This is a genomic window from Streptomyces sp. R-07 (assembly GCF_049913175.1).
GTDB lineage: Bacteria > Actinomycetota > Actinomycetes > Streptomycetales > Streptomycetaceae > Streptomyces.
In genome coordinates this window covers 8118840-8138436 of record NZ_CP183978.1, presented here as the reverse complement: position 1 = coordinate 8138436, position 19597 = coordinate 8118840, and the positions used below count along the sequence as shown (strand labels likewise).

17 protein-coding genes are annotated in these 19597 nt (G+C 71.5%); 12 read left to right on the top strand and 5 right to left on the bottom strand.

Going from position 1 to position 19597, the window contains the following annotated elements; genetic code table 11:
• Positions 1-18: 18 nt before the first annotated feature.
• On the bottom strand, positions 19-1527 hold the full coding sequence (locus tag ACN9M0_RS37145; RefSeq protein ID WP_426405080.1) for a right-handed parallel beta-helix repeat-containing protein: 1509 nt from the start codon (positions 1525-1527) through the stop codon (positions 19-21).
• A gap of 247 nt (positions 1528-1774) precedes the next feature.
• Here ACN9M0_RS37145 and ACN9M0_RS37140 point away from each other — a divergent pair, with 247 nt between their 5' ends.
• The gene (locus ACN9M0_RS37140; protein WP_399695101.1) at positions 1775-2332 is read left to right on the top strand and encodes a hypothetical protein; all 558 of its coding nucleotides are present in this window, start codon (positions 1775-1777) and stop codon (positions 2330-2332) included.
• A 23-nt stretch (positions 2333-2355) separates the two neighbouring features.
• Here ACN9M0_RS37140 and ACN9M0_RS37135 read toward each other — a convergent pair whose 3' ends face one another.
• From ACN9M0_RS37135 to ACN9M0_RS37125, 3 genes are all read right to left on the bottom strand, one after another.
• The gene (locus ACN9M0_RS37135; protein ID WP_366040504.1) at positions 2356-2739 is read right to left on the bottom strand and encodes a hypothetical protein; all 384 of its coding nucleotides are present in this window, start codon (positions 2737-2739) and stop codon (positions 2356-2358) included.
• Positions 2740-2933: 194 nt separating this feature from the next.
• A complete protein-coding gene (locus tag ACN9M0_RS37130; RefSeq protein WP_399695104.1) occupies positions 2934-4331 on the bottom strand; it encodes an APC family permease in 1398 nt (465 codons plus the stop codon).
• Between the two features lie 373 nt (positions 4332-4704).
• Positions 4705-5640, bottom strand: coding sequence for an AraC family transcriptional regulator (locus ACN9M0_RS37125; protein WP_426405079.1), 936 nt, complete (start codon positions 5638-5640; stop codon positions 4705-4707).
• Positions 5641-5729: 89 nt separating this feature from the next.
• On the opposite strand from ACN9M0_RS37125, the gene ACN9M0_RS37120 reads away from it, so the two are divergent.
• The 7 genes from ACN9M0_RS37120 to ACN9M0_RS37090 all read left to right on the top strand — a co-directional run bounded on the left by ACN9M0_RS37120 (position 5730) and on the right by ACN9M0_RS37090 (position 12871).
• On the top strand, positions 5730-6677 hold the full coding sequence (locus ACN9M0_RS37120; protein ID WP_426405078.1) for an NADP-dependent oxidoreductase: 948 nt from the start codon (positions 5730-5732) through the stop codon (positions 6675-6677).
• 91 nt (positions 6678-6768) lie between these two features.
• Complete coding sequence (locus tag ACN9M0_RS37115; RefSeq protein WP_366040500.1) at positions 6769-7203, top strand: ester cyclase; 435 nt, start codon at positions 6769-6771, stop codon at positions 7201-7203.
• A 175-nt stretch (positions 7204-7378) separates the two neighbouring features.
• Positions 7379-8026, top strand: a complete 648-nt coding sequence (locus ACN9M0_RS37110) for a hypothetical protein (RefSeq protein ID WP_426405077.1) — start codon at positions 7379-7381, stop codon at positions 8024-8026.
• Between the two features lie 114 nt (positions 8027-8140).
• A complete protein-coding gene (locus ACN9M0_RS37105; RefSeq protein WP_426405076.1) occupies positions 8141-8623 on the top strand; it encodes a MarR family winged helix-turn-helix transcriptional regulator in 483 nt (160 codons plus the stop codon).
• Positions 8620-9066 (top strand): MarR family winged helix-turn-helix transcriptional regulator, encoded by a 447-nt coding sequence (locus tag ACN9M0_RS37100; RefSeq protein ID WP_399695115.1) that lies wholly within the window; start codon positions 8620-8622, stop codon positions 9064-9066. Before ACN9M0_RS37105 ends, ACN9M0_RS37100 begins: the two co-directional genes overlap by 4 nt.
• Positions 9067-9538: 472 nt before the next feature.
• A complete protein-coding gene (locus ACN9M0_RS37095; protein ID WP_426405075.1) occupies positions 9539-11542 on the top strand; it encodes an ATP-binding cassette domain-containing protein in 2004 nt (667 codons plus the stop codon).
• Positions 11543-11803: 261 nt separating this feature from the next.
• The gene (locus ACN9M0_RS37090; RefSeq protein ID WP_426405074.1) at positions 11804-12871 is read left to right on the top strand and encodes an NUDIX hydrolase; all 1068 of its coding nucleotides are present in this window, start codon (positions 11804-11806) and stop codon (positions 12869-12871) included.
• Positions 12872-12924: 53 nt separating this feature from the next.
• On the opposite strand, the gene ACN9M0_RS37085 is transcribed toward ACN9M0_RS37090, so the two are convergent.
• Positions 12925-13893, bottom strand: coding sequence for a hypothetical protein (locus tag ACN9M0_RS37085; protein ID WP_426405073.1), 969 nt, complete (start codon positions 13891-13893; stop codon positions 12925-12927).
• A 14-nt stretch (positions 13894-13907) separates the two neighbouring features.
• Here ACN9M0_RS37085 and ACN9M0_RS37080 point away from each other — a divergent pair, with 14 nt between their 5' ends.
• The 4 genes from ACN9M0_RS37080 (at position 13908) to ACN9M0_RS37065 (ending at position 19569) form a co-directional block, all read left to right on the top strand.
• Complete coding sequence (locus tag ACN9M0_RS37080) at positions 13908-15110, top strand: CapA family protein (RefSeq protein WP_426405072.1); 1203 nt, start codon at positions 13908-13910, stop codon at positions 15108-15110.
• A gap of 170 nt (positions 15111-15280) precedes the next feature.
• Positions 15281-17524, top strand: coding sequence for a HAMP domain-containing protein (locus ACN9M0_RS37075; protein ID WP_426405386.1), 2244 nt, complete (start codon positions 15281-15283; stop codon positions 17522-17524).
• A 7-nt stretch (positions 17525-17531) separates the two neighbouring features.
• Complete coding sequence (pgsB, locus tag ACN9M0_RS37070; RefSeq protein WP_426405071.1) at positions 17532-19019, top strand: poly-gamma-glutamate synthase PgsB; 1488 nt, start codon at positions 17532-17534, stop codon at positions 19017-19019.
• A gap of 64 nt (positions 19020-19083) precedes the next feature.
• The gene (locus tag ACN9M0_RS37065; protein ID WP_366040491.1) at positions 19084-19569 is read left to right on the top strand and encodes a poly-gamma-glutamate biosynthesis protein PgsC/CapC; all 486 of its coding nucleotides are present in this window, start codon (positions 19084-19086) and stop codon (positions 19567-19569) included.
• Positions 19570-19597 lie beyond the last annotated feature (28 nt).

Below are 19597 nucleotides of genomic sequence, written 5' to 3'. Positions count from 1 at the left end.
AGCCTTCTGCAACACGCTTCAGAGCCCCGGGCCGTTGTAGGCGCCGCGGTGCGGCTTCGTGGTCGCGCTCACCGGGTTCGCCCAGTAGTCGCGGCCTCCGTTGCCGCTGATCACGGAGCCGTTGTTCAGGGCGGGGGACGTGGAGCGCAGCTTGTAGCCGTCGGCGGAGTGGATCGTGTCGCCGCCGGTGCCGGGGTTCACGAACTGCGGGTCGCCGGCGATGCCGTTGGCGGTGGGCCGGGGCACGCCCTGGAAGACGTTCCACAGCCAGGAGATCCCGGCCCCGGTGGGCAGTCGGGAGTCGCTGGTCCCGACCCAGATGTTGTTCTCGACGACGCTCTCGTCGGGGAGCGTGACGCTGAACTTCTTGTCCGTGCAGTAGAGGACGTTGTTGTACATGTGCAGCGCGGAGCGTCCGGCGCTGACGCTGCTCATGCGGCAGTCGTTCTCGGAGATGTTGTAGCGGATGACCTGTTGGGCGGCGCCGATGGTGCCGCATCCGTCGCAGTCGAGGAAGAAGCCGCCGATGTTGTCGCGGCTGAAGTTGTACTGGATCAGACAGGTGCCGGTGTTGCCCCAGTCGCAGTCGAACGCCTGGCTGTCGGCGACGGACATGCGTGTGATGCCGTACACGGCGTTCTTCTGGATGGTCGGATCGTGGTCGCCGAGCACCCAGATGCCGGCGAAGTTGCCGCCGGAGAAGGGGTAGACGCCGTTGCCCATGCCGGAGGCGTTGTTGTACTGGATCACGGGCGCGTCGGCGTAGCTGGCGATGATGCCGTCGCCGCCGACGTCCTTGATCACGTTGTTCTCGATCAGTACTCCGGTGCCCTTGACGGCCATGGCGCCGACGCGGATCTTGAGGCCGCCGCCGCCCGTGTTGCTGATCTGGTTGTCGTGGACGTGGACGTCGTCGAGGGTGGAGTTCGTACCGCTCGCGCCCGTGACGACGCCGGCGGACTGGACGTAGTCCTCGGTGGTCGGGCTGTTCTTGCTCGTCTGGCCGGCCACCCGGTCGATGACGAGGCCGCCGATGTCGAAACCGCGGTGCGCGGTTCCGTCGGTGGCGGAGATCCGGAGTCCGGTGCGGCGGGCGAGCGAGGAGGCGGGGTTGGTGAGCTTGAGGTTGCTGATCCGCCAGTGGTCCTGATTGGTGAGGGAGACCGCGTCCGGAGCGCCTCCGCCGTCGATCACGGGCAGGGCGCCGGTGCCGTAACCGGTGAGGACGATGGGGGCGGCGGCGGTGCCGCTGCCCCGCGGGGCGAGGGAGCCGGTGCACGCGGTGCCGGAGGCGAAGGCGAGCGTGTCCCCGGGGCCGTACGTCTTCCCGTTGGCCTGGCCGATGCTGTTGAACGGCGCCGCCTGACTGCCGTCTCCGGCGGCCGGACGTGAGCAGTCCACATAGGTGACGCTTCCTGCGGCAGCGGCGGGTGAGCCGGGGAGTACGGCGCTTCCGCTGAACGCGAGGGCGACGGCGAGGAGCCCGCGCCCCGTCAACTGCCGTGCCGTCAAAGCTCTGATGGTCATGACGCAACAACCTTTCTGGCGGTCGGGTGCGGCCAGAAGCTAGGTGCGAGCGGTGATCGAGTCAATGCGTTCTCGTCGATTGATCGAGTTTCGATCAGTGAGTGGGCGATTGGTCGATCTGACGGGCGGCCAGCAGGATCCGGCGAAGCGTCGGCCGCCCTCCGCGCTTGTGTGCGACGCCCACGCAGGGAAGAGTTCCCTCGGTCGCCCGCCTCGGGGCGAGGTCGAGCGAGACAGGGACAGACGGATGTGCGTGGTGAATGCGGAGGCCAAGGAGGCCGCCGTCGCTCGGTTCCTTCGCGAGCATCCGGAAGCGGGGAAGCCGGCATCCGCCCATCCCGCACTTCAGAGCTGTACCGACGCCGTCTGGTCCGGAGTCGCCGGGTGTCCGGCCGGGATACCCGCCCTGTTCCACTGCCTGCCCGATCAGGCCGCCGGTCCCGAGGCCGTCGCCGTACTCGGCAACGTCCTGATGGACGACATCTTCCACGTGAGCGCGGCGATGCCGGCCGCCCTGCCGTTCCTGATCGGCCTCGCCGCGGACCCCGACATCCCGACGCGGTCCGACGTGGTGGACCTCCTGGCCCTCGCCGCGCATCTGTCCGCACCCGTCGACGCGGACGACGAGCGCAGCGTGCTGTTGCTCGGCCACGACGACGACCACCCCGAACGCGGACGGTGCAGGGCCGCGTTCCGTGAACACGCGTCCGCGCTGCGTGCCCTCCTGGACGACACGACCCTGCCCGACGGCTTCCTCAGCGCAGACGACCGCGAAGGGCTGCGGGCAGCCGGGGCGCTGCGCTGAGACCGGTACCCCGATCCGTTCCGTCAGCAGCCGGCGGCGGCCGGCAGGAGCCAGGTGCGGCAGACGTCCAGCGCGCTGTCGACGTGGACCCCCAGGCCCGGGTCGGGAGCGAGGACGGAGAGGCGGTGCATGGTCAGCATCGCTTCCCAGGCCGACGTCCTGGCCAGCGGTGACGTGCCCCATGAGACGCCTTCGAGGTGCGTCCAGAGATGGGCCCCGAAGCCCAGGTGAATCGTTCCTGCCCGGGACTCCTCCTCGTCGAGGGCGCGACGCGCGGCGGCCAGGAAGGCGACGGCACCCGAGGGGCCCAGCGCCGAGACGATGACCCGGAGGTGGGACGCGGTCAGGGACGTGACCTCCGGCCAGTCGGCCGCGTCACCGAAGCGCTCGCACAGACGTGCGTTCAACAGGTGTTCCATGTCAGTGGTCATGCATGCACAGATACGTTTCCGCTGCCCACCGCGCCCGTCACGACACGCGGGACGTGCGGTCCGACCCCCGTACGGAGTGATCGTCGGGCGCGGCGGGGCCGGCCGGGCACGGCCCGAGGGCCGGGGCGCAAGACGCGCCCCGGCCCTCGGGTGGGATGCTGGCGGCAGGGTCAGAGCTGCTCGTCCTCGGGGATGCTGACCAGCCAGCGTGTGTCCTTGCGCGGCCGCAGGTACAGCGCCCAGTAGAGGGTGGCCACCGCCGTGATGCCGCCGGTCCAGAGCAGGTACTCCACGTCCTGCATGTACAGGATGTACGCGAGCACGCCGATGAGCACCACCGGGACGGCCGGCCACAGCGGCATCCGCCACGCCGGGACCTCGCGGTGCGCGCCCCGGCGGCTGAACAGCGCCGCCACGGCGACCAGCAGGTACATGCCGGTGACGGAGACGCCGGTGACGCCGTAGAGGGTGTCGAGGTTGACGAAGCACAGGGCCGCGCCCGGCACGCCGACGACCAGGGTGGCGACCCACGGGGAGCCGAAGCGGCCCAGGCGGGAGAGTCCCTTGTTGACGGGCTCCGGCCAGGCCTTGTCACGGGCGGACGCGAACAGCACGCGGGAGTTCTGGATGACCATCACGATGCCGGCGTTGATGATGGCCAGCGCGACGCAGAGGCTGATGAAGGTGCCGACGGCGGAGTTGGACCAGGCCGCGATCATGCCGCTGATGTCGCCGCCGGTGAGGGTCTCCAGGTCTCCGGCACCGAGGGTGATGGCGACGACGGGCACCAGGATGACGGCGGTCGAGATGGCGAGGGTGGCGAGCACGGTGCGGGCCACGTTGCGGCGCGGGTTCTCCAGCTCCTCGGAGAGGTAGACGGCCGTCGAGAAGCCCTGGGTGATGAAGAGGGCGATGGCGAGGCCGGAGACGACCATGGCGCCGGTGACCAGCGAGTGCGTGCCGCCCTCGGCGGCGACCTGGCCGTGGATGAGGGAACCGACGCCCCGCTCGGAGTGCGAGAAGCCCAGGATCGCGACGAGGCCCGCGGCGATCACCTCGAGTACGAGGAAGATGCCGGTGATCCAGGCGTTGGCCCGCAGGTCGAGGAGGCCCGCGAGGGTCGCGAGGAGCATCACGCCGGCGCCGGCGAGCGGGGCCGGGATGTGCACGAGCGGCGCGAGGTAGTCGGCGGTCCCCATGGCGATCACCGGGGGCACGATCATCACCACCAGCAGGGACAGGACGAACACCAGCCAGCCGGCCAGTCGGCCGGAGAGGGTGGAGACGATGGCGTACTCGCCGCCCGCGCTCGGGATCAGGGTGCCCAGCTCCGAGTAACAGAAGGCCACGCCGATACACAGCAGCGAACCGATGGCGATCGTCAGGGCCGCGTACGTGCCGACCCCGTCGAACAGGTCCGGTACGACCACGAAGAGCGTGGAGGCGGGCGTCACGCACGACAGCGTGAGCAGCGTGCCGCCCACGACACCGATGGAACGCTTGAGCTTCTGCGGCACGGGCTCGGTCTGGGGGGCCAACGCGTGCGGCGCGCTGAGGGTGTCGGTCATCAGGCGGTTCCGATCGATGCGAGCGGTAGTTCTGAGCGGGAGCGGTATCGCCTCCGAGGCGGCTGGTGATCAGGTGGTTCCTTGAGCTCCCGGCTGAATGGAAGCGTGAGCAGAACCGCAGGTCAATGGCCCATCCGCTGCGGAATCCGTTGTTCCGACACGCCCGGGCGGCGCCACAGGGCGCTAAGAACGCGCCAAGACGGCGGAATCGCTCCGTGCGGGAACCGCAGCGCTCGGGCCAGGACTTTTCCCGCGCTTTACCGCCGCTCCACATTCCGGAACGCCCTACCCGCCGGTACCGGGAACTCCCGACCCGCCGGTACTCGGCAGGGAGCCCCCGGTCTCGACACCGAGCCGCCGGAGGTCGCCCCGCTCAGTTCCCGCGCCGATAGGCGCCCGGAGCGGTCCCATGGGTGCGTTTGAAGGCATGCGCGAAGGCGAACTCGGAGCCGTACCCCACCTGGGCCGCGACGGTCCGCAGCGGTGCGTCCGATGCCCGGAGCAGGCGCGCCGCCGTGGTCATCCGCCACCAGGTCAGATAGCCGAGGGGCGGCTGGCCGATCAACCGGGCGAAGCGTCTGGCGAAGGGGGCCCGGGAGAGCCCGGCCTCGGCGGCGAGTGCCGCCACGGTCCACGGGGCCGCAGGGGCCTGGTGGATGGCGTGGAGGGCGGCGGTGACCGCCGGGTCGTTCAGCGCGGCCGCCCACCCGGTGCTCTCCTCTCCGGCGGGGCGGCCGGTGAACCAGATCCGCAGGATGTACAGCAGCAGGGTGTCCAGGAGGGCGGGGACGACCGCGTCCGTGCCCAGGTGGGGAGTCTGCAGCTCGGCGGTCAGCAGCGTGACGGCCGCGTCCAGCTCGGGGCGGCGGTCCGGGTGTGCCGGCAGGTGGATCAGGTCCGGCAGGGTCAGCAGCAGGGGGTGGGCGCGGGTCGGGTCGAGTCGGTAGGCGCCGCAGAGCACGACGGTGACCGGGCCGCCGCTTCCGCTCCTGTCGACGCTGTCCGAGGCGTAGGCGTCGTACGACCCGGAGTCGTCGGGGCTGCAGGCGGGGGCCGTCACCAGCCACTCGGGGCTGTCCGCCAGGGTGTGCCCGCTCCCGTGGGGCAGGAACACGACGTCGCCCGTGCCGAGCCGGACGGGCTCGGTGTCCGGGGCCTGGAGCCAGCAGGAACCCTCCAGGATCACCTGGAAGCCCGCCGATCCGGGTACGGAGGCGAACTCCTGCCCCCACGGCGCGTGCCATCGGACCTGGGCCGACCGGGGCCGGCCCGTCCGCGTCACCGCGATCACGTCGCTGAGTACGTCCATGGGCCGAGCGTACGGGTGCGAGACGGATGCGCATGAAACAGGCTCTCCGGCACATGGATCGTCTTCCTCGGGCGTCCTGGATTCGCTGCATGACGACGAAGACGATCAAGACGATGACGGCCGCACGCATCCACGCGTTCGGCGACGCCTCCGTGATCCGCCACGACTCCGTGCCGCGCCCGCGCCCCGGCGCCGGCGAGGCCCTCCTCCGTGTCGCGGCCACCTCGTTCAATCCGACCGAGGCCGCGTTGCGCGCCGGAATGCTGCAGGCCTTCCTCCCCGTCGACCTGCCCTACACGCTCGGCTGGGACGTCGCCGGCACGGTGGCCGAGGTCGGTGCGGGGGTGGAGGGGCTCTGCGTCGGCGACCGGGTCGTGGGCCGGCTGGACAGTGGGGGCGCGGCCGCCGAGTACGTCCGGGCCCCTGCCGCCCTGCTCGTCCCGGCACCGGCGTCCGTTCCTCTCGCGAGCGCCGCAGCGCTTCCGGTGGCCGGCCTGACGGCGTGGCAGGCGGTGTTCGAGCACGGCAAGGTGGCCGCGGGACAGCGCGTGCTGGTCAATGGTGCGGGTGGCGGCGTCGGGGGCTTCGTGACGCAGCTCGCCAGGCACGCGGGGGCCGTGGTGATCGCCACGGCGAGCGCCCGAAGCGCCGACGCGGTCCTGCGGCAGGGAGCCGGGCGCGTGATCGACTACAACGCCGGACCGGTCGGCGCCGCGCTCGACGCGCCCGTGGACACCCTGCTCAACCTGGTCCCCCTGAGCCCGTCGGACGCCGCGGCTCTGGCACCTCTGGTGCGGCCCGGCGGGCGGATCGTGTCGATCGCTACGCCGATCGAGCCGGCGGCCGAGTCGGGGGTGACCGCCCTGCACATGGTCGCCCGCAACGACGTCGGGGATCTGGCGGCACTGGTGGAGCTCGTCGACGGGGGCGTGCTCGGCATCGACGTCAGCGCGTCACGCCCGCTGGCCGACCTCGCCGAGGTCCACCGCCTCGGTGAAGCCGGCCGCACGCGGGGCAAGATCGTCCTCTCCCCCTGAGCCCGGCCGCCGCGCGCGGCATGACACGCTCCCGGCCGCCGTGCCGTCGTACCGCGTGACCGCCCACCTCCGTACAGAGGGAGACCCCGTCATGTCGGCAACCGAGGCAGCGAGCAACATCGCGGCGCTCCACCGCTTCCACTCCGCCACGAACAGCGGCGACCCGGCTCTCGTCGCGAAGGCCGTCGACGAGTTCACCACGCCGGACCTGCTCTTCCACGCGCCGGTACCGATGGGCGCGACGGGACCGGAGGCCCTGAAGCGGGTGTGGGAGGCGCTCCTGCGCGCCTTCCCCGACATCCGCGTCACCGTGGAGGAGACGGTCGCGGAAGGCGACAGGGTCGTCTCCAGGAACACGGTGACCGGGACCCACCGGGGCGAGTACCGGGGCCTGGCGCCCACCGGGAGGACCGTGACCTACAGCGAGATCTTCGTCCTCCGTTTCGTGGACGGGCGGATCGCCGAGATCCATGGCGTCGTCGACGTCCTCACGCAGCTGCGTCAGCTCGGCGCCCTCCCGTCCTGACGAGGCCGGCCAGGAAGAGACCCGTCCAGGGTTCCGAGCGGCCCCGGGGCGGCAGCTCGGGGCCGAGCTCAGAAGTGGCTCAAGTCCCTTGTTCCGGCGGGCTCCTCGAAGGCAAGGTCAGCTCGGGCCGTCGACCAACGGCCCCAGCTTTCAGGGGGAATCGAGCATGAAGATCATGAAGACAGGCCTTACGGCGTGTGCCGTCGCCGCGCTGCTCACCGGCGCGGTCGGCTGTACGTCCGGGAGCGGAGCGGCGACCGCACGGGCCACGCCCACGACCGGAACGGCCTGCGCGGACGGCACGTACACGTGGTTCAACATCGACTCGCGGGAGGTGCTGACGGGCGTCGCCGAGAAGCAGAAGCTCGGCAAGGGGGGAGGCATGCTGACGCACGAGCTGGCACGGCTCCACCACCCGATCACCGCCGTCACCTTCGAGAAGGGCCCGCGGGTCGACACGAAGGCGACACTCCGCTCGCTCGGCGACCGCGTCGGAGAGACGGACGCCCTCGACGCCGACGCCTACGGGTTCGCGGACGTCCAGAGGGCCGTGCCGAAACTCCAGTCCCGCACCACCACCGTCGAGGGCTCCGGAACCTTCGTGGACTACGCCTGGGTGCGAGAGATCACCGGGGACTTCCGGTACGAATGCCGCGACGGCAAGCGGGCGACGGGCCGTGCGGTCGGGTGGACCACGGACGGCTCGGGCGTCCTGGAGTGCTCCACCCCGATCGAGAACGCGGGAGCGGAGGACACGGGCGCGGAAGCGGCCCGCATGTCCTGCGGGCCCGGTAGCCCCGCGGCGAAGACGAAGAAGGGCTGAAGAAGGGACCGGGGGCCGGCAGCTGCCGCCGGCCCCCGGTGGCCGCCTACCGGTCGCCGGGTACGAGCCAGAAAATAGTAGCCATGTACATGGTAGCCATGTACGGTATCTCTCATGAGTTCAGCAAACGAGAGCGCCACCGCAGGCTTCCTGGTCTGGCGCCTGTCGATGAAGTGGCGCGTGGCCGTCGACCGGGCGGTCGCACCACTGGGACTGACCCACGCCCAGTACGCGTTGATGGGGTCCCTGTACGGCATGGCGCGCTCGGGACGGCAACCGAGCCAGCGTCAGCTCGCCGACCACACCGGACTCGAACCGTTGTACGTCTCCAAGCTCGCCCGCGCGCTGGAGGCGGCCGGACTCGTCACCCGCACCCGGGACCCCGACGACCCGCGCGCCATGCAGCTGTCGCTCACCGAGCAGGGCCGCGATGTCACCCGCCGCGCCATCACGGTGGTCCAGGGCCTCCTGGATCAGATGCTGGAGCCCCTCGGCGGACAGGACAGCCCGCGCGCACGGCAGTTCACCCGCGAGCTGGCGAACCTGCTCGACGTACCTCTTGATCCGCACACCGAGAACGACGAGGAGCAGTCATGACCACCACCGCACCCACGACCAACGGCCGGGTCATCGCCCTGGCACACTACGCCGCGCGAGCCCTCCTGGAGGGCGTACTGACCCGCCACGGCGCCACGTTCGAGCAGAGCGTGACGCTCCGGGCCGTCGTGTCGGCGGGCGACTCCGTCGAACGGGACGCGCTCGTCACCGACGTCATCGGCTCGCTCAAGACCGGGGAGTCGACCGTGCTCGGCGTGATCGACGGGCTGACGGCGGCGAAGCTGCTGGAACAGGACCCGGCACAGGCCTCCCGACTGCGGCTCACTCAGGCCGGACGGGAACTGTACGAGTCCACCACCGCCGAGACCGCCGAGATCTCCGCCCGGCTGTACGCCGACATCCCGGCCGAGGACCTCGCGGTCGCGGGCCGCGTACTGACCCTCATCACGCAACGCGCCAACACCGAACTCTCCGGAGCCTGAGCCCCCGCGGCCCGCGGCCCACGACCTCACCGTGCCGGTTCCGTCCGTGCCGGTGGCGCAGGATGGTCAGGTCCGTACCGCCAGGGGGCAGGGGAGCAGCGCAGTGGCCGAGCGGAACGGAACGGACCCTGAGGCGCGTGGGGGCCGGATACGGAAGCGGGACCCCTGAGGCCCGCTGAAGCCCGGTGTCGGCGTTTCGGCCACACCCCGCGAGGCCACGACCCTTCTGGCGTAAGGATCGATGCACCCGGCACGAACGCGCTTTCGCTCTTTCTCGGGGTTCGCACGGCGTCCGAAACACATGTGTTCGACCCGCCGGGCCTTCTCGTTGAGCTCTCCGACAGCCCAGCCCCCGGCTCCCGGAGAACGCCATGAGCCCCCTTCCCGACCCTAATGACACTCCCCTTGGCCCACCCCTTCGCCGGCGCGCCGGTTCGTCTCGCTCGGTACGTCCGGATGCGAGGTGGGCCGTATGACGGCGACCACGGACGACGCGTCGTCGACGGCCCCGGCGGAGACCGTCTCCGCGTCCGAGCGGCTGCTGTTCGGCGGTGAACTCGCCTACGACCAGGGGTGGAGCCAGCACCGCGGGACCTGGGTGAAGCTCGGCATGTGGAACATGGCCGTGAGCTTTCCCCGGCAGGTCGGGATCGCCGTGCGCCTGGCCCGGCAGGCCGACCGCCGTGCCCTGTACACGGTGGCGGTCAGCGAGATCGGCCGCGGTGTGGCGCAGGCGCTCTCCCTGGTGGCGGTGAACACGCTCCTGACCGAGCTGCTGGCATCGGGCATCCTCGTCGACCGGCTCCGGGCCGCCCTGCCGTCGCTGGTGTTCGTGTCGGTCATGGCGGTCGTCTCCTCGCTGCTCAAGTCCGCGTCGACGGCCTCGACCGGAATCCTGGAGCCGAAGGTCCAACGGGTCGCCACCGAGCGGTACCTGGGGCTCGTCGCCCGGGTGGAGATGGACGCGATCGAGGACGACGCCTTCCACAAGTTGATGGACTCGGCGCAGTGGGGCGCCGACGGGGCCCGGCGGATGGTGGGCTACTGCACGGCCGTGGTCGCCTCGGCGATCTCCCTGGTCGCCGCCGCGAGCGTGCTGACGGTCCTGCACCTGGCGCTGCTGCCGCTCCTGGTCGCGATGGCGCTGCCGAGCGCGTGGGGATCCCTGACGATGGCCCGGGCTCGGTACGAGAGCTGGCACCGGTTCGTCCAGCACGCGCGCGCGGCGCAGCTGCTCAGCCGGCTCCTGATCGATCAGCAGGCGGCGGGCGAGGTCCGGGTCCACGACGTGGGGCCGTTCCTGCTGGAGCACTTCCGGGGCATGGCGGAGACCAGCGAGCGCGAACAGACACGGCTCGCGTGGGTGGGGGCCCGCACGGGGCTGTTCGCCGACGGTGCCCGTGGTGTGGCCACGGTCACCGCGTACGCCGTGCTCGGTCTGCTCCTGTGGAACGGGCAGATGGCACTCGCGGTCGGCGGCACCGCGGTCCTCGCGATCCGAGCGGGGTCGGCGAGCATCACCGACCTGGTGCTGCGGGTCGCCGACATCCAGGAGGAGTCCCTCTTCGTCGCCGACCTGGAGCGGCTGTGCACCGAGGCCGAGCGGCGGGCGATCCCGGAGACGGGCCTTGAACTGCCGGAGGACTTCGACGCGATCCGCTTCGAGAAGGTCACCTTCTCCTATCAGGGAGCCGAGGAGCCGTCGCTGCGGGAGGTGGACCTGGTCATCCCGCGTGGCAGGACCGTGGCCCTCGTGGGGGCGAACGGATCGGGCAAGACCACGGTGTCCAAGCTGCTGTGCGGCCTGCACATGCCCGCGACCGGCCGGGTGATGTGGGGCGAGGTGGACGCCGCCGAGGCCTGCCGGGCGCGGCTCTTCTCGCGGGTGGCGATGGTCGCCCAGAACTTCCAGCGCTGGCCGTTCACCGCCAGGGTGAACATCGGCATCGGCCGGCCCGGCAGCGCGATCGACGACCGCGACGTGGACGCCGCGGCGGCCTACGCGGGCGCCGACGACGTCGTGGCGAAGCTGCCCCGCGGCCTGGACACGCTGTTGGCCCGCGGCTACCGGGGCGGTCAGGAGATCTCCGGCGGGCAGTGGCAGAAGGTCGGGCTGGCGCGGGCGCGCTACCGGAACGGACAGGTCCTGGTCGTCGACGAGCCGACCAGCGCCCTCGATCCGGTGGCCGAGCAACGGGTCTTCGACCAGATCCACCGGCTCGCCGGTACGGGCCAGACCACCGTCCTGATCACCCACCGGCTCCACAGCGTCCGTCACGCGGACCTCATCTACGTCCTGGAGCGGGGCCGCGTCGTCGAGCACGGCACGTTCGAACAGCTCATGGACCCGGCCGCCGGCACCGGGGCGTTCCGTGAGGCGTACAACCTGCAGGCCCGCCAGTTCCTGGCGCCCGCCGTTCCCGGGCAGTCCGAGCGCGCCACCGCGGACAGCGCGCAGGAAGAGACGCCTGCCTAGCCCGTCGGTCCACGGAGTCCTCGTTCTTCCCGGGCGAGAAGGAGTACGAGGCGGCGCTGGAGGTGGAGTGGGCCGCCTCCTGGCGCAGCTCCTGCCGGGACCTGGGCCGCCAGGGCCGCCCCCTGGCCCTCCGGGAGACACTCGGATGCGGCCGGTGACACCGGTTGGCACTCCCGGCGCGGCGAACCACCCGCCGCCCGTCCGGCGTTCGTTCGTTCGTTCCTTCAGCGTCCCTCTGGGGCATCACGCGATCGGAGAGAGATGACCACCACATCGATGAGTGACGAGGAGTACGGGGCCGTGCGCGCCGCGGCCGCCCTGTGGGTCGGGACCTCCGTACTGATCACCGACGCGCGCGGAAGGGTGCTGATCCAGCACGTCGACTACCGCGACACCTGCCTCCTGCCGGGCGGTGCCGTCGACAAGGGCGAGTCGCCCTCCCGGGCCGCCTCCCGTGAGGTACGGGAGGAACTCAGCGTCGCGATGGCGGTCACGCGGGGACTCGCCGTCGACTGGGTCTCCGCCGACAGCGTGGACGCGCCGCCCGTGATGCGGTTCAACGGCGAGATCCTGCACGTGTACGACGGCGGCACATGGGACGAGGAGCAGATCGCCGCGATCCGGCTGCCCGAAAGCGAGGTCACGGCCGTCGAGTTCGTCGAGCCCGCCCGCCTGCCCGACCTGATGTCCCCCGGCGACGCCCGCCGCGCCCTGTCCGCGCTCCGCGCCCGTATCGACACCGCCGGCCCCGTGCTCCTGGAGAACGGCCTCCCGATCACCCCCACCGTGCTCGACAGGACCGGCGTCCTGCGCACGGCCCGTCCCCGGCACCACCTTCCGTTCCATGCCCTCCCGGCCCCCGGGAACCTCCCCGTACGGCAGTCCTGGGGCTGGCTCCTGGCGCCCGACGGCCGCGTTCTCGTCGTGCTCGATCCGGACACCGGCGGGGCGTGTCTCCCCGGGGGCACACCCGAACCCGAGGACAAGGGCGACTCCGTGGCCACCCTGCGCCGCGAAGTCCGCGAGGAGGCCGCCGCCGCGTTCGGCGAGCCGGTGTATCTGGGGTATCTCTCCGACCCGGGCCCTCCGTGCGCCCGCGTCCGCTACGCCGCCGTCCTCACGAGCGTCGGCCCGGCGGGCGTCGATCCGGCCATCGGACGCCCCTACACCCGCGTGCTGGCCACGCCGGAGCAGGCGCTGGAGCTCTTCGACTGGGGGCCGTCGGCCGCCGCACAGCTCGCCGCCGTCCATCAGGCCCGCGAACAGCTCGGCATTCCCCGGGCCGCCCACCGCCCCGTCACCGAAATCAGCGCGCCGACCACTTGGTAGCCCGCACACCGGCCCGGCTTCCGGGCATCCGGTCACCGGCGCTCCGGCCCGGGTCAGCGTTCTGCGGTCGACCAGGCTTCGAGGAGGGCGGTGAGGGCGGTTCGTGCCTGGGTTGCCTTCCGGTCGTTTCCCCTCGCCGCCGGAGACAGTTCGGCGTGGATGAAGGTCGTGTTGTGGCCTTTCGCCGTCTTTCCCTGGACGTTCATGGTTCCTTCCAGGGGGCAGCGGTCGGCCCAGCCCCTGCAGACGCGGAGGCCGCGCGTTTCCATGTGGGCCGCCAGGGACGCGGCCTCTTCGGGTGCGGTCTGCGCGGCGCCGGTGGAGAGGATGGCGTCGTAGGGGCGGTCCGACGTCCTGGCGAAGCCGTGCAGCTGAAGGCCCGGAATGCCGCGTTTTTGCAGTTCCGTGACGATCGCGTGGAAAACGCTGTCGGTGCGGTGGGCGACGTCCGCCCGGTCTCCCCGACCGGCGGTGCGGTGGGCGCCGGCGAGGACGAGGGTGCCGCCCGGCGCGTCCTCCAGCAGCCGGGCGCCGAGGGCTTCGGTGCCGCGGTCGGCCACCGGGTGGGGCACCTGCACGCTCCAGCGGACGGCGGCGTCGGCGTCGACGTACAGCCGTCCCCATCGCGCCTCGTCCCCCGGCTCGACCGCGGCGACCTCGTCGTAGCGGCGACCCGAGGCGGAGTCCGTCAGCCTGGTCACGCGGAAGCCGACGGCGGCGAGGAGCTTCTCGGCCTCGGGGAGCTCGCCGTCAAGGAGGTGGCCGACGCCTTCGGCGAGGCGCTCCCGCTGGGCGTCACTGGGGGGCGTGTACGGCGCGCGGGCTCCGGCCCGCTGTGCGTACTCGACGATCCGGTCGTGGAGGTTCACGAGCTCGCGGGCGGGCGGGCGCCCCGCTTCCGTGGCGTCGCGCGCCGTGGATCGGCAGCCGAAGAGGGACAGCGCGATTCCGATGACGGCGAGAGAGTAAAGAAAACGTGATGGTCTCGTGACGCCCCGAGTATAGTCGATCTTGGTCCTCATGTGAAGATCGGCCGGTGACATTCTGCGATTCTCTCCCCATCGGTCGTGCACTGGCAGTGACGGCGGCCCTCGCCGTACTCACCGCCGGCTGTGCGTCCACGCCCTCGGAGCCGCAGAGCAAGCCGGGCGGACGCTCGTTCACCGTCGCCGCCGCGGGAGATGTTCTCATCCACCCGGAGCTGGTGGAGCAGGCCGCCCGGGACGCGAAGGAGACGGGCGAAGGGGAGGCCGGGCTGGATTTCGGCCCGCTGATGGCCGGTGTGAAGCCGGTGATCAGCAAGGCCGATCTGGCCATCTGTCACCTGGAGACTCCCGTGGGCTCCCCCCGGGGGCCCTGGGAGGGGTATCCGGAGTTCCTGGTGCCGCCGCAGATCCTCACGACCTTGAAGGACGTGGGCTACGACACCTGCTCGACGGCCTCGAACCACACCAACGACCACGGCCTGAAGGCCATCCGCAGCACCCTGGACGCGATGGACCGGGTCGGGCTCGGACACACCGGCTCGGCCCGTACGCCCGAGGAATCGCAGAAGGTCAACATCCGCGACGTCAAGGGCGTCAAGGTGGCCCACCTGGCCTTCTCGTGGGAGTCGTTCCTCAACCCGACGTCCCAGAAGGAACGCTGGTCGTTCAACCGGATCGGCACGGACGAGATCAAGAAGGCCGAGAAGCGGGCCCGGGCGCAGGGCGCCGAGGTGGTGATCCTCTCGCTCCACTGGGGCCTGGAGCACTACAACGAGCCGAGCGTCCCCCAGCTGCAGCTCGCGGAGCGGCTCACCAAGGAGACCGGGATCGATCTCGTGATCGGCCACCACGCGCACGTGGTGCAGCCGATCCAGAAGCTGAACGGCACCTGGGTCGCCTACAGCCTGGGCAACCAGGTGGCCCGGCACTCGTCACCCACGGGGCTGACCGAGGAGGGGGCGATCGGCTGGTTCGAGTTCCGGGAGACGGCCTCCGGGTGGGATGTGTCCGCCCGCTACCGCACCACCCTGGTGGACGTCCCTCCCGAGGCCGAGCCCGGTGAGGAGCTCCCCGAGGGCGCCGTCGAGGACCACCGGCTCGTCGACGTCCGGCAGATGCTCGACGACCCGGGCGACCTGACCTCGGACCGGCTCTCCCGCTACCGCCTCGCCGCCGAACGGACGCGCGGCTTCCTCTTCAACCGAGGGGCTCCGGGGGGCGACGGCCTGGCCGAGCTCTCCCTCAAGGACTGAGCCGTTCCCCCGTCCGTTCCGTGCGTTCATGACCGCGGCCGCCCGGGCCCGCGTCAGTGGCGGCCCGCGTGTGCGGCGACCGTAGGAATCAGGAAAGAGCAGCAGTGACATCGACCAATGCCGCGTACCGCGTGCGAGGAGGGCGGCGACGGAGCCGCCGGCGCGCGGACATGCCGCTCCTGGGCGGCATCCGTCCGCCGATCGCGGTCCTCTGCGTGCTGATCCTCGCCCTGGCCGGCCTGACGGCCAAGGTGCTCGGTCCCAGCAAGGACACGGTCGTGCCGCAGGCGGTGCTGTCCTCACAGCAGTACTTCGCCGAGGACGGCGCCATCGCCCTGCGCGCCTCGATCGACGAGCGGGTCACCGACCTGGAGCGGACCGCCGCGGCGCTCAGCGCCGGGCAGCCGGTGAAGCCCGAGCGGATCCTTTCGGACCTGGGCCGGACCTACCAGAAGTGGACCGGCACCAGCGTCGTCGACCTGGAGAGCGGGGACGTGCTCGCCGAGCGGGGCGAGGCGATTCCGCTCTCCTGGCTGGACAAGGACGTGCTCACCGGGAAGCAGGCCCTGACGCCCCGGATGGTGCGGCTGAAGACCGGTGACGTACGCCTGATGACGATGGCCGTACTGGACTGGGCCGACCGGCCGCAGCAGCTGCTGCTCGCGTCGAGCAGCCTGTCCGTGCCCGCCATCAACCTCGGCCCCTTCCGCAGCATGGCCGTGGTGGCCGAGAACGGCGAGGTCCTCGGCACGGCCGGCTTCGAGCAGGCCGAGGCGCTCAACTCCGACCAGGAGCGCCAGGAGCTCTCCTTCCTCCACAAGCAGATGAACCGTCTTGCCGACCAGGCCGCGGTGCGCACCGAGCAGCACCCCGTCCGCGCGAAGGAGCCCGGCTCGCGGGGCTACCCCGGCGTCAGCGGCACCCTTCTGGGCGGCGATTACAACGGGCGCGTCGCCACGGCGGGGTACGCCTCGCTCGCCTCCGCCGACCCGGAGGAGAAGCCGAGTCAGGCCGCCGGTCTCGGGCTCACGGTCGTGGCCCTGCTGCCCGTGGTGCAGCAGCAGACCTCCGACCAGGGCCGCGAGCTGTTCGGCCTGGCGGCCGCGGGCGTGCTCGTGCTGCTCGGACTCCTCGCGGCGACCGTCCTGTGGGCGACCGTGCAGCGGCCCCTGCTGCGGCTGTTCCTGGAGTCGCGCCGGCTCGCCCGCGGCGATCTGACCCGGCCGGTCTCCGTGCCCCGCTGGGGCGAGGCCGCCCGCATCGGCGCCGCACTCGAACGCCTGCGACGGCAGCTCGCCGGTGACGGTGCGGCCCCCGGCGCCGGCCCGCGCCGGCGGATCCTGGTCGGCGGACGCGGTCCGCTCGTGGTGACGGCGGCGCTCCTGCTGCTCTGGTGCGTGCCCGTCGGCCTGCTCCTGAACCGCACGGACGACTCGGTCAGCGTGCCGACCACCATGGTCAACGACCAGCGCGACCGTACGGACCTGATCGCCGACCGCCTCCGCAGGGCGCTCAACGAGGCGCAGGCCGACCTCGTCTCCACCTCCCGGCTGATCGGCGAGGAGGACCACGAGGACACCGGCCGGCTCCTCGAGGAGACCCTCCTCAAGCACCCCCGCTACCGGGCCCTGTACGTCGTCGACGCCGGTGGTGACATCAGCGCCCGGGCGGGGTCGGATCCGCACGACTGGAGCCGTGGCGAGGACCTGCCGCTGGTCCGGGTGTCCGGGAAGGGCGGCAAGGAGCCGATCATCCAGGCCGGCGCTCCGCTGCCGGAGCGCGCGGGCGGCACCCTGGTCGGCGAGATCCGGGTGGAGTTCCTCGACTCGCTGCTGGCCCGGCCCGGACTCGGGGATGTCCGTGTGGTGGACTCCGCGGGCCTGACCATCGCCGCCGGCAACGGCTTCCTGGCGTTCGAGGAGCTCCCCGAGGGCCCCGTCACCGACCTCGTCCGGGCCGCCGGCATGCGGGTCGGCGCGGGTCCCGTCGAGAACGGTCTGCTGATCCGCGAGGGGAACGGCGTCACGGTCGCCGCGGCGGCCCCGTTCTCCGGCGGCGGCGTCACGGCCGACATCGGCTGGACCGTCGTCAGCCGGCAGGACGCCTCGCGCTTCCAGATCGCCCCCTACGAGCGCGAGGACCGCAGCGTGCTCGCCGGCATGCTCGGGCTCGCCGCGATCATCTTCTGCCTCGGCTGGATCTACCTCGTGGTCGTACGGCCGCTGCGCGCCCTCGCCGTCAGTGCCGAGCAGCTGGTGGACGGCGACCTCAAGACGGTGCTGTACCCCCGGTACCAGGACGAGGTGGGCGCCGTCGTCCGCAGCCTCGAACTGCTGCGCCAGCAGGCGCAGGCCCACAGACACAACCAGGCGCGCCGGCCGGCGGAGACCCGGTCCGGCGTCGGCGGAAGGTGACAAGGCCATGCTCTACCTCTACTTCGTGCTGCTGGTCAGCGGGGTGCTCCTGCTGATCGCGGGCATCGTGGAACAGCGCAGGCACTACGCCGCCCTCCACACCATCCAGACCCGAGTGCTCGTCAACGGCATCCGGGGCAAGTCCTCCATCACCCGGCTGTGCGCGGGGGCCCTGCGCGGCGGTGGTCTCGTCACCGTCGCCAAGACGACGGGCACGGCGGCGCGCTTCATCCACCCGGACGCGACCGAGGAGCCGGTCTACCGGAAGTTCGGCATCGCCAACGTGGTGGAGCAGATCGGCATCGTGCGGCGGGCCGCCACGTACCGGCCGCACGCCCTCGTCATCGAGTGCATGGCCGTCATGCCCGCGCTGCAGGAGGTCAACCAGAGCAAGCTGATCCGCTCCACGATCGGTGTCCTCTGCAACGTGCGCGAGGACCACCTCGCCGAGATGGGCCCCACGCTGGACGACGTGGCCCGCTCCCTGTGCCGCTCGATGCCGGAGAACGGCATCTGCGTGACCGCGGAGAAGGAACGCTTCGCCATCCTGCAGGAGGAGGCGGACGCCCGGAACTGCCGGCTCGTGTACGCCGACCCCGAGACGGTCAGCGACGCCGAACTGCGCGGCTTCAGCTGGTTCACCTTCAAGGAGAACGTCGCGATCGCGCTGGCCGTCGCGGAGCTCCTCGGCATCGACCGGCAGGTCGCGCTGCAGGGCATGTACGACGCGCCGCCGGACCCCGGTGTCCTGTCGGTGGAGCGCTACGTCACGCCCGACAACCGGCGGCTCGCCTTCGCGAACGTCTTCGCGGCCAACGACCCCGAGTCCACCCTGATGAACGTCAACCAGCTGCTCGACCTCGGGGCCGTCAGCCGCCCCCTGAACGTCGTGATCAACTGCCGTCCCGACCGCGTCGAACGCAACGGGCAGATGGGCGAGATCATCCCCGACCTGCGGCCGGACAACGTCTTCGTCATCGGTCACCCCGCCAAGAGCGCCATCGACGCCATCCCCGCCGCCTGGCGGGACCGGGCGGTCGACCTCGGCGGCGACCGGCGCCCCGCCGAGGAGTTCATGCCCGCCCTGCTCGGCCGGATGCCCGACGGATCCTCGCTCGTCGCCATCGGCAACATCCACGGCCAGGGCGAGGAACTCCTCGAATACCTCGCCGAACTCCCGGCTGACGACAGCGCCCACACCGGCGCCGACGACGCCCGTCCGCAGACCGCGGCGGGGCCCGTCCAGCCGCCGCGCCTGGACCCGTACGCCTCGTACCCCCTGGCCCGGGAGGAGCGGTACCAGACCGCCCAGACCCAGGAGATCCCGATGGTGCGGATCCCGCTCCAGCCGGCCGAACAACCTGCCGGTCCGGTGGTGCTCACGGCCCGTCGCGGCCCCGACGACGGGTGGACCGTGCCCGGACCCGAGGAGTCGTTCGGCTGGTTCCGCCAGCCGCCCCACAAGGGCGACGACCGCACGCATCCGCACCCCTGACATCGGCTGACGCACGACCGCCGACCGCCCGCCTCGCCACCCGTAACCGCGCCCGGAGCCCCCGTTGACCACCGCCGCCCTGACCCCCGAGATGGCCGCCCTGGGCATCGCCATCGGTCTGTTGTTCTCCCTGCTGTGCTACCTCACCACCAACCTCTCCCCCGGCGGGATGATCACCCCGGGCTGGCTCGCCCTCACCCTCATCGAGGACCTGCAGCGCGCGGCCATGGTCGTGGGCGTCACCGCGCTGACCTACGCGGGCACCAAGGTCATGCAGCGGCTGGTGATCCTGTACGGCAAGCGGCTGTTCGCCGCGGTGGTCCTCCTCGGTGTGCTGCTGCAGGCCACGGTGATGATCGTCCTCTCGCTCGAGTTCCCCCTGATGTACGGCAACCAGACCCTCGGGTTCATCGTGCCCGGCCTCATCGCCTACCAGCTGGTCCGCCAGCCCAAGGGGCCCACGCTCCTCGCGACGGCCTCCGTCTCGCTCCTGGCCTACATCGTCGTCGCCGCCGGCCTGCTGCTCGGCGTCATGCCCGCCGCCGCCTGAGAATCGCCGCCTGAGAACCAAGGAAGAA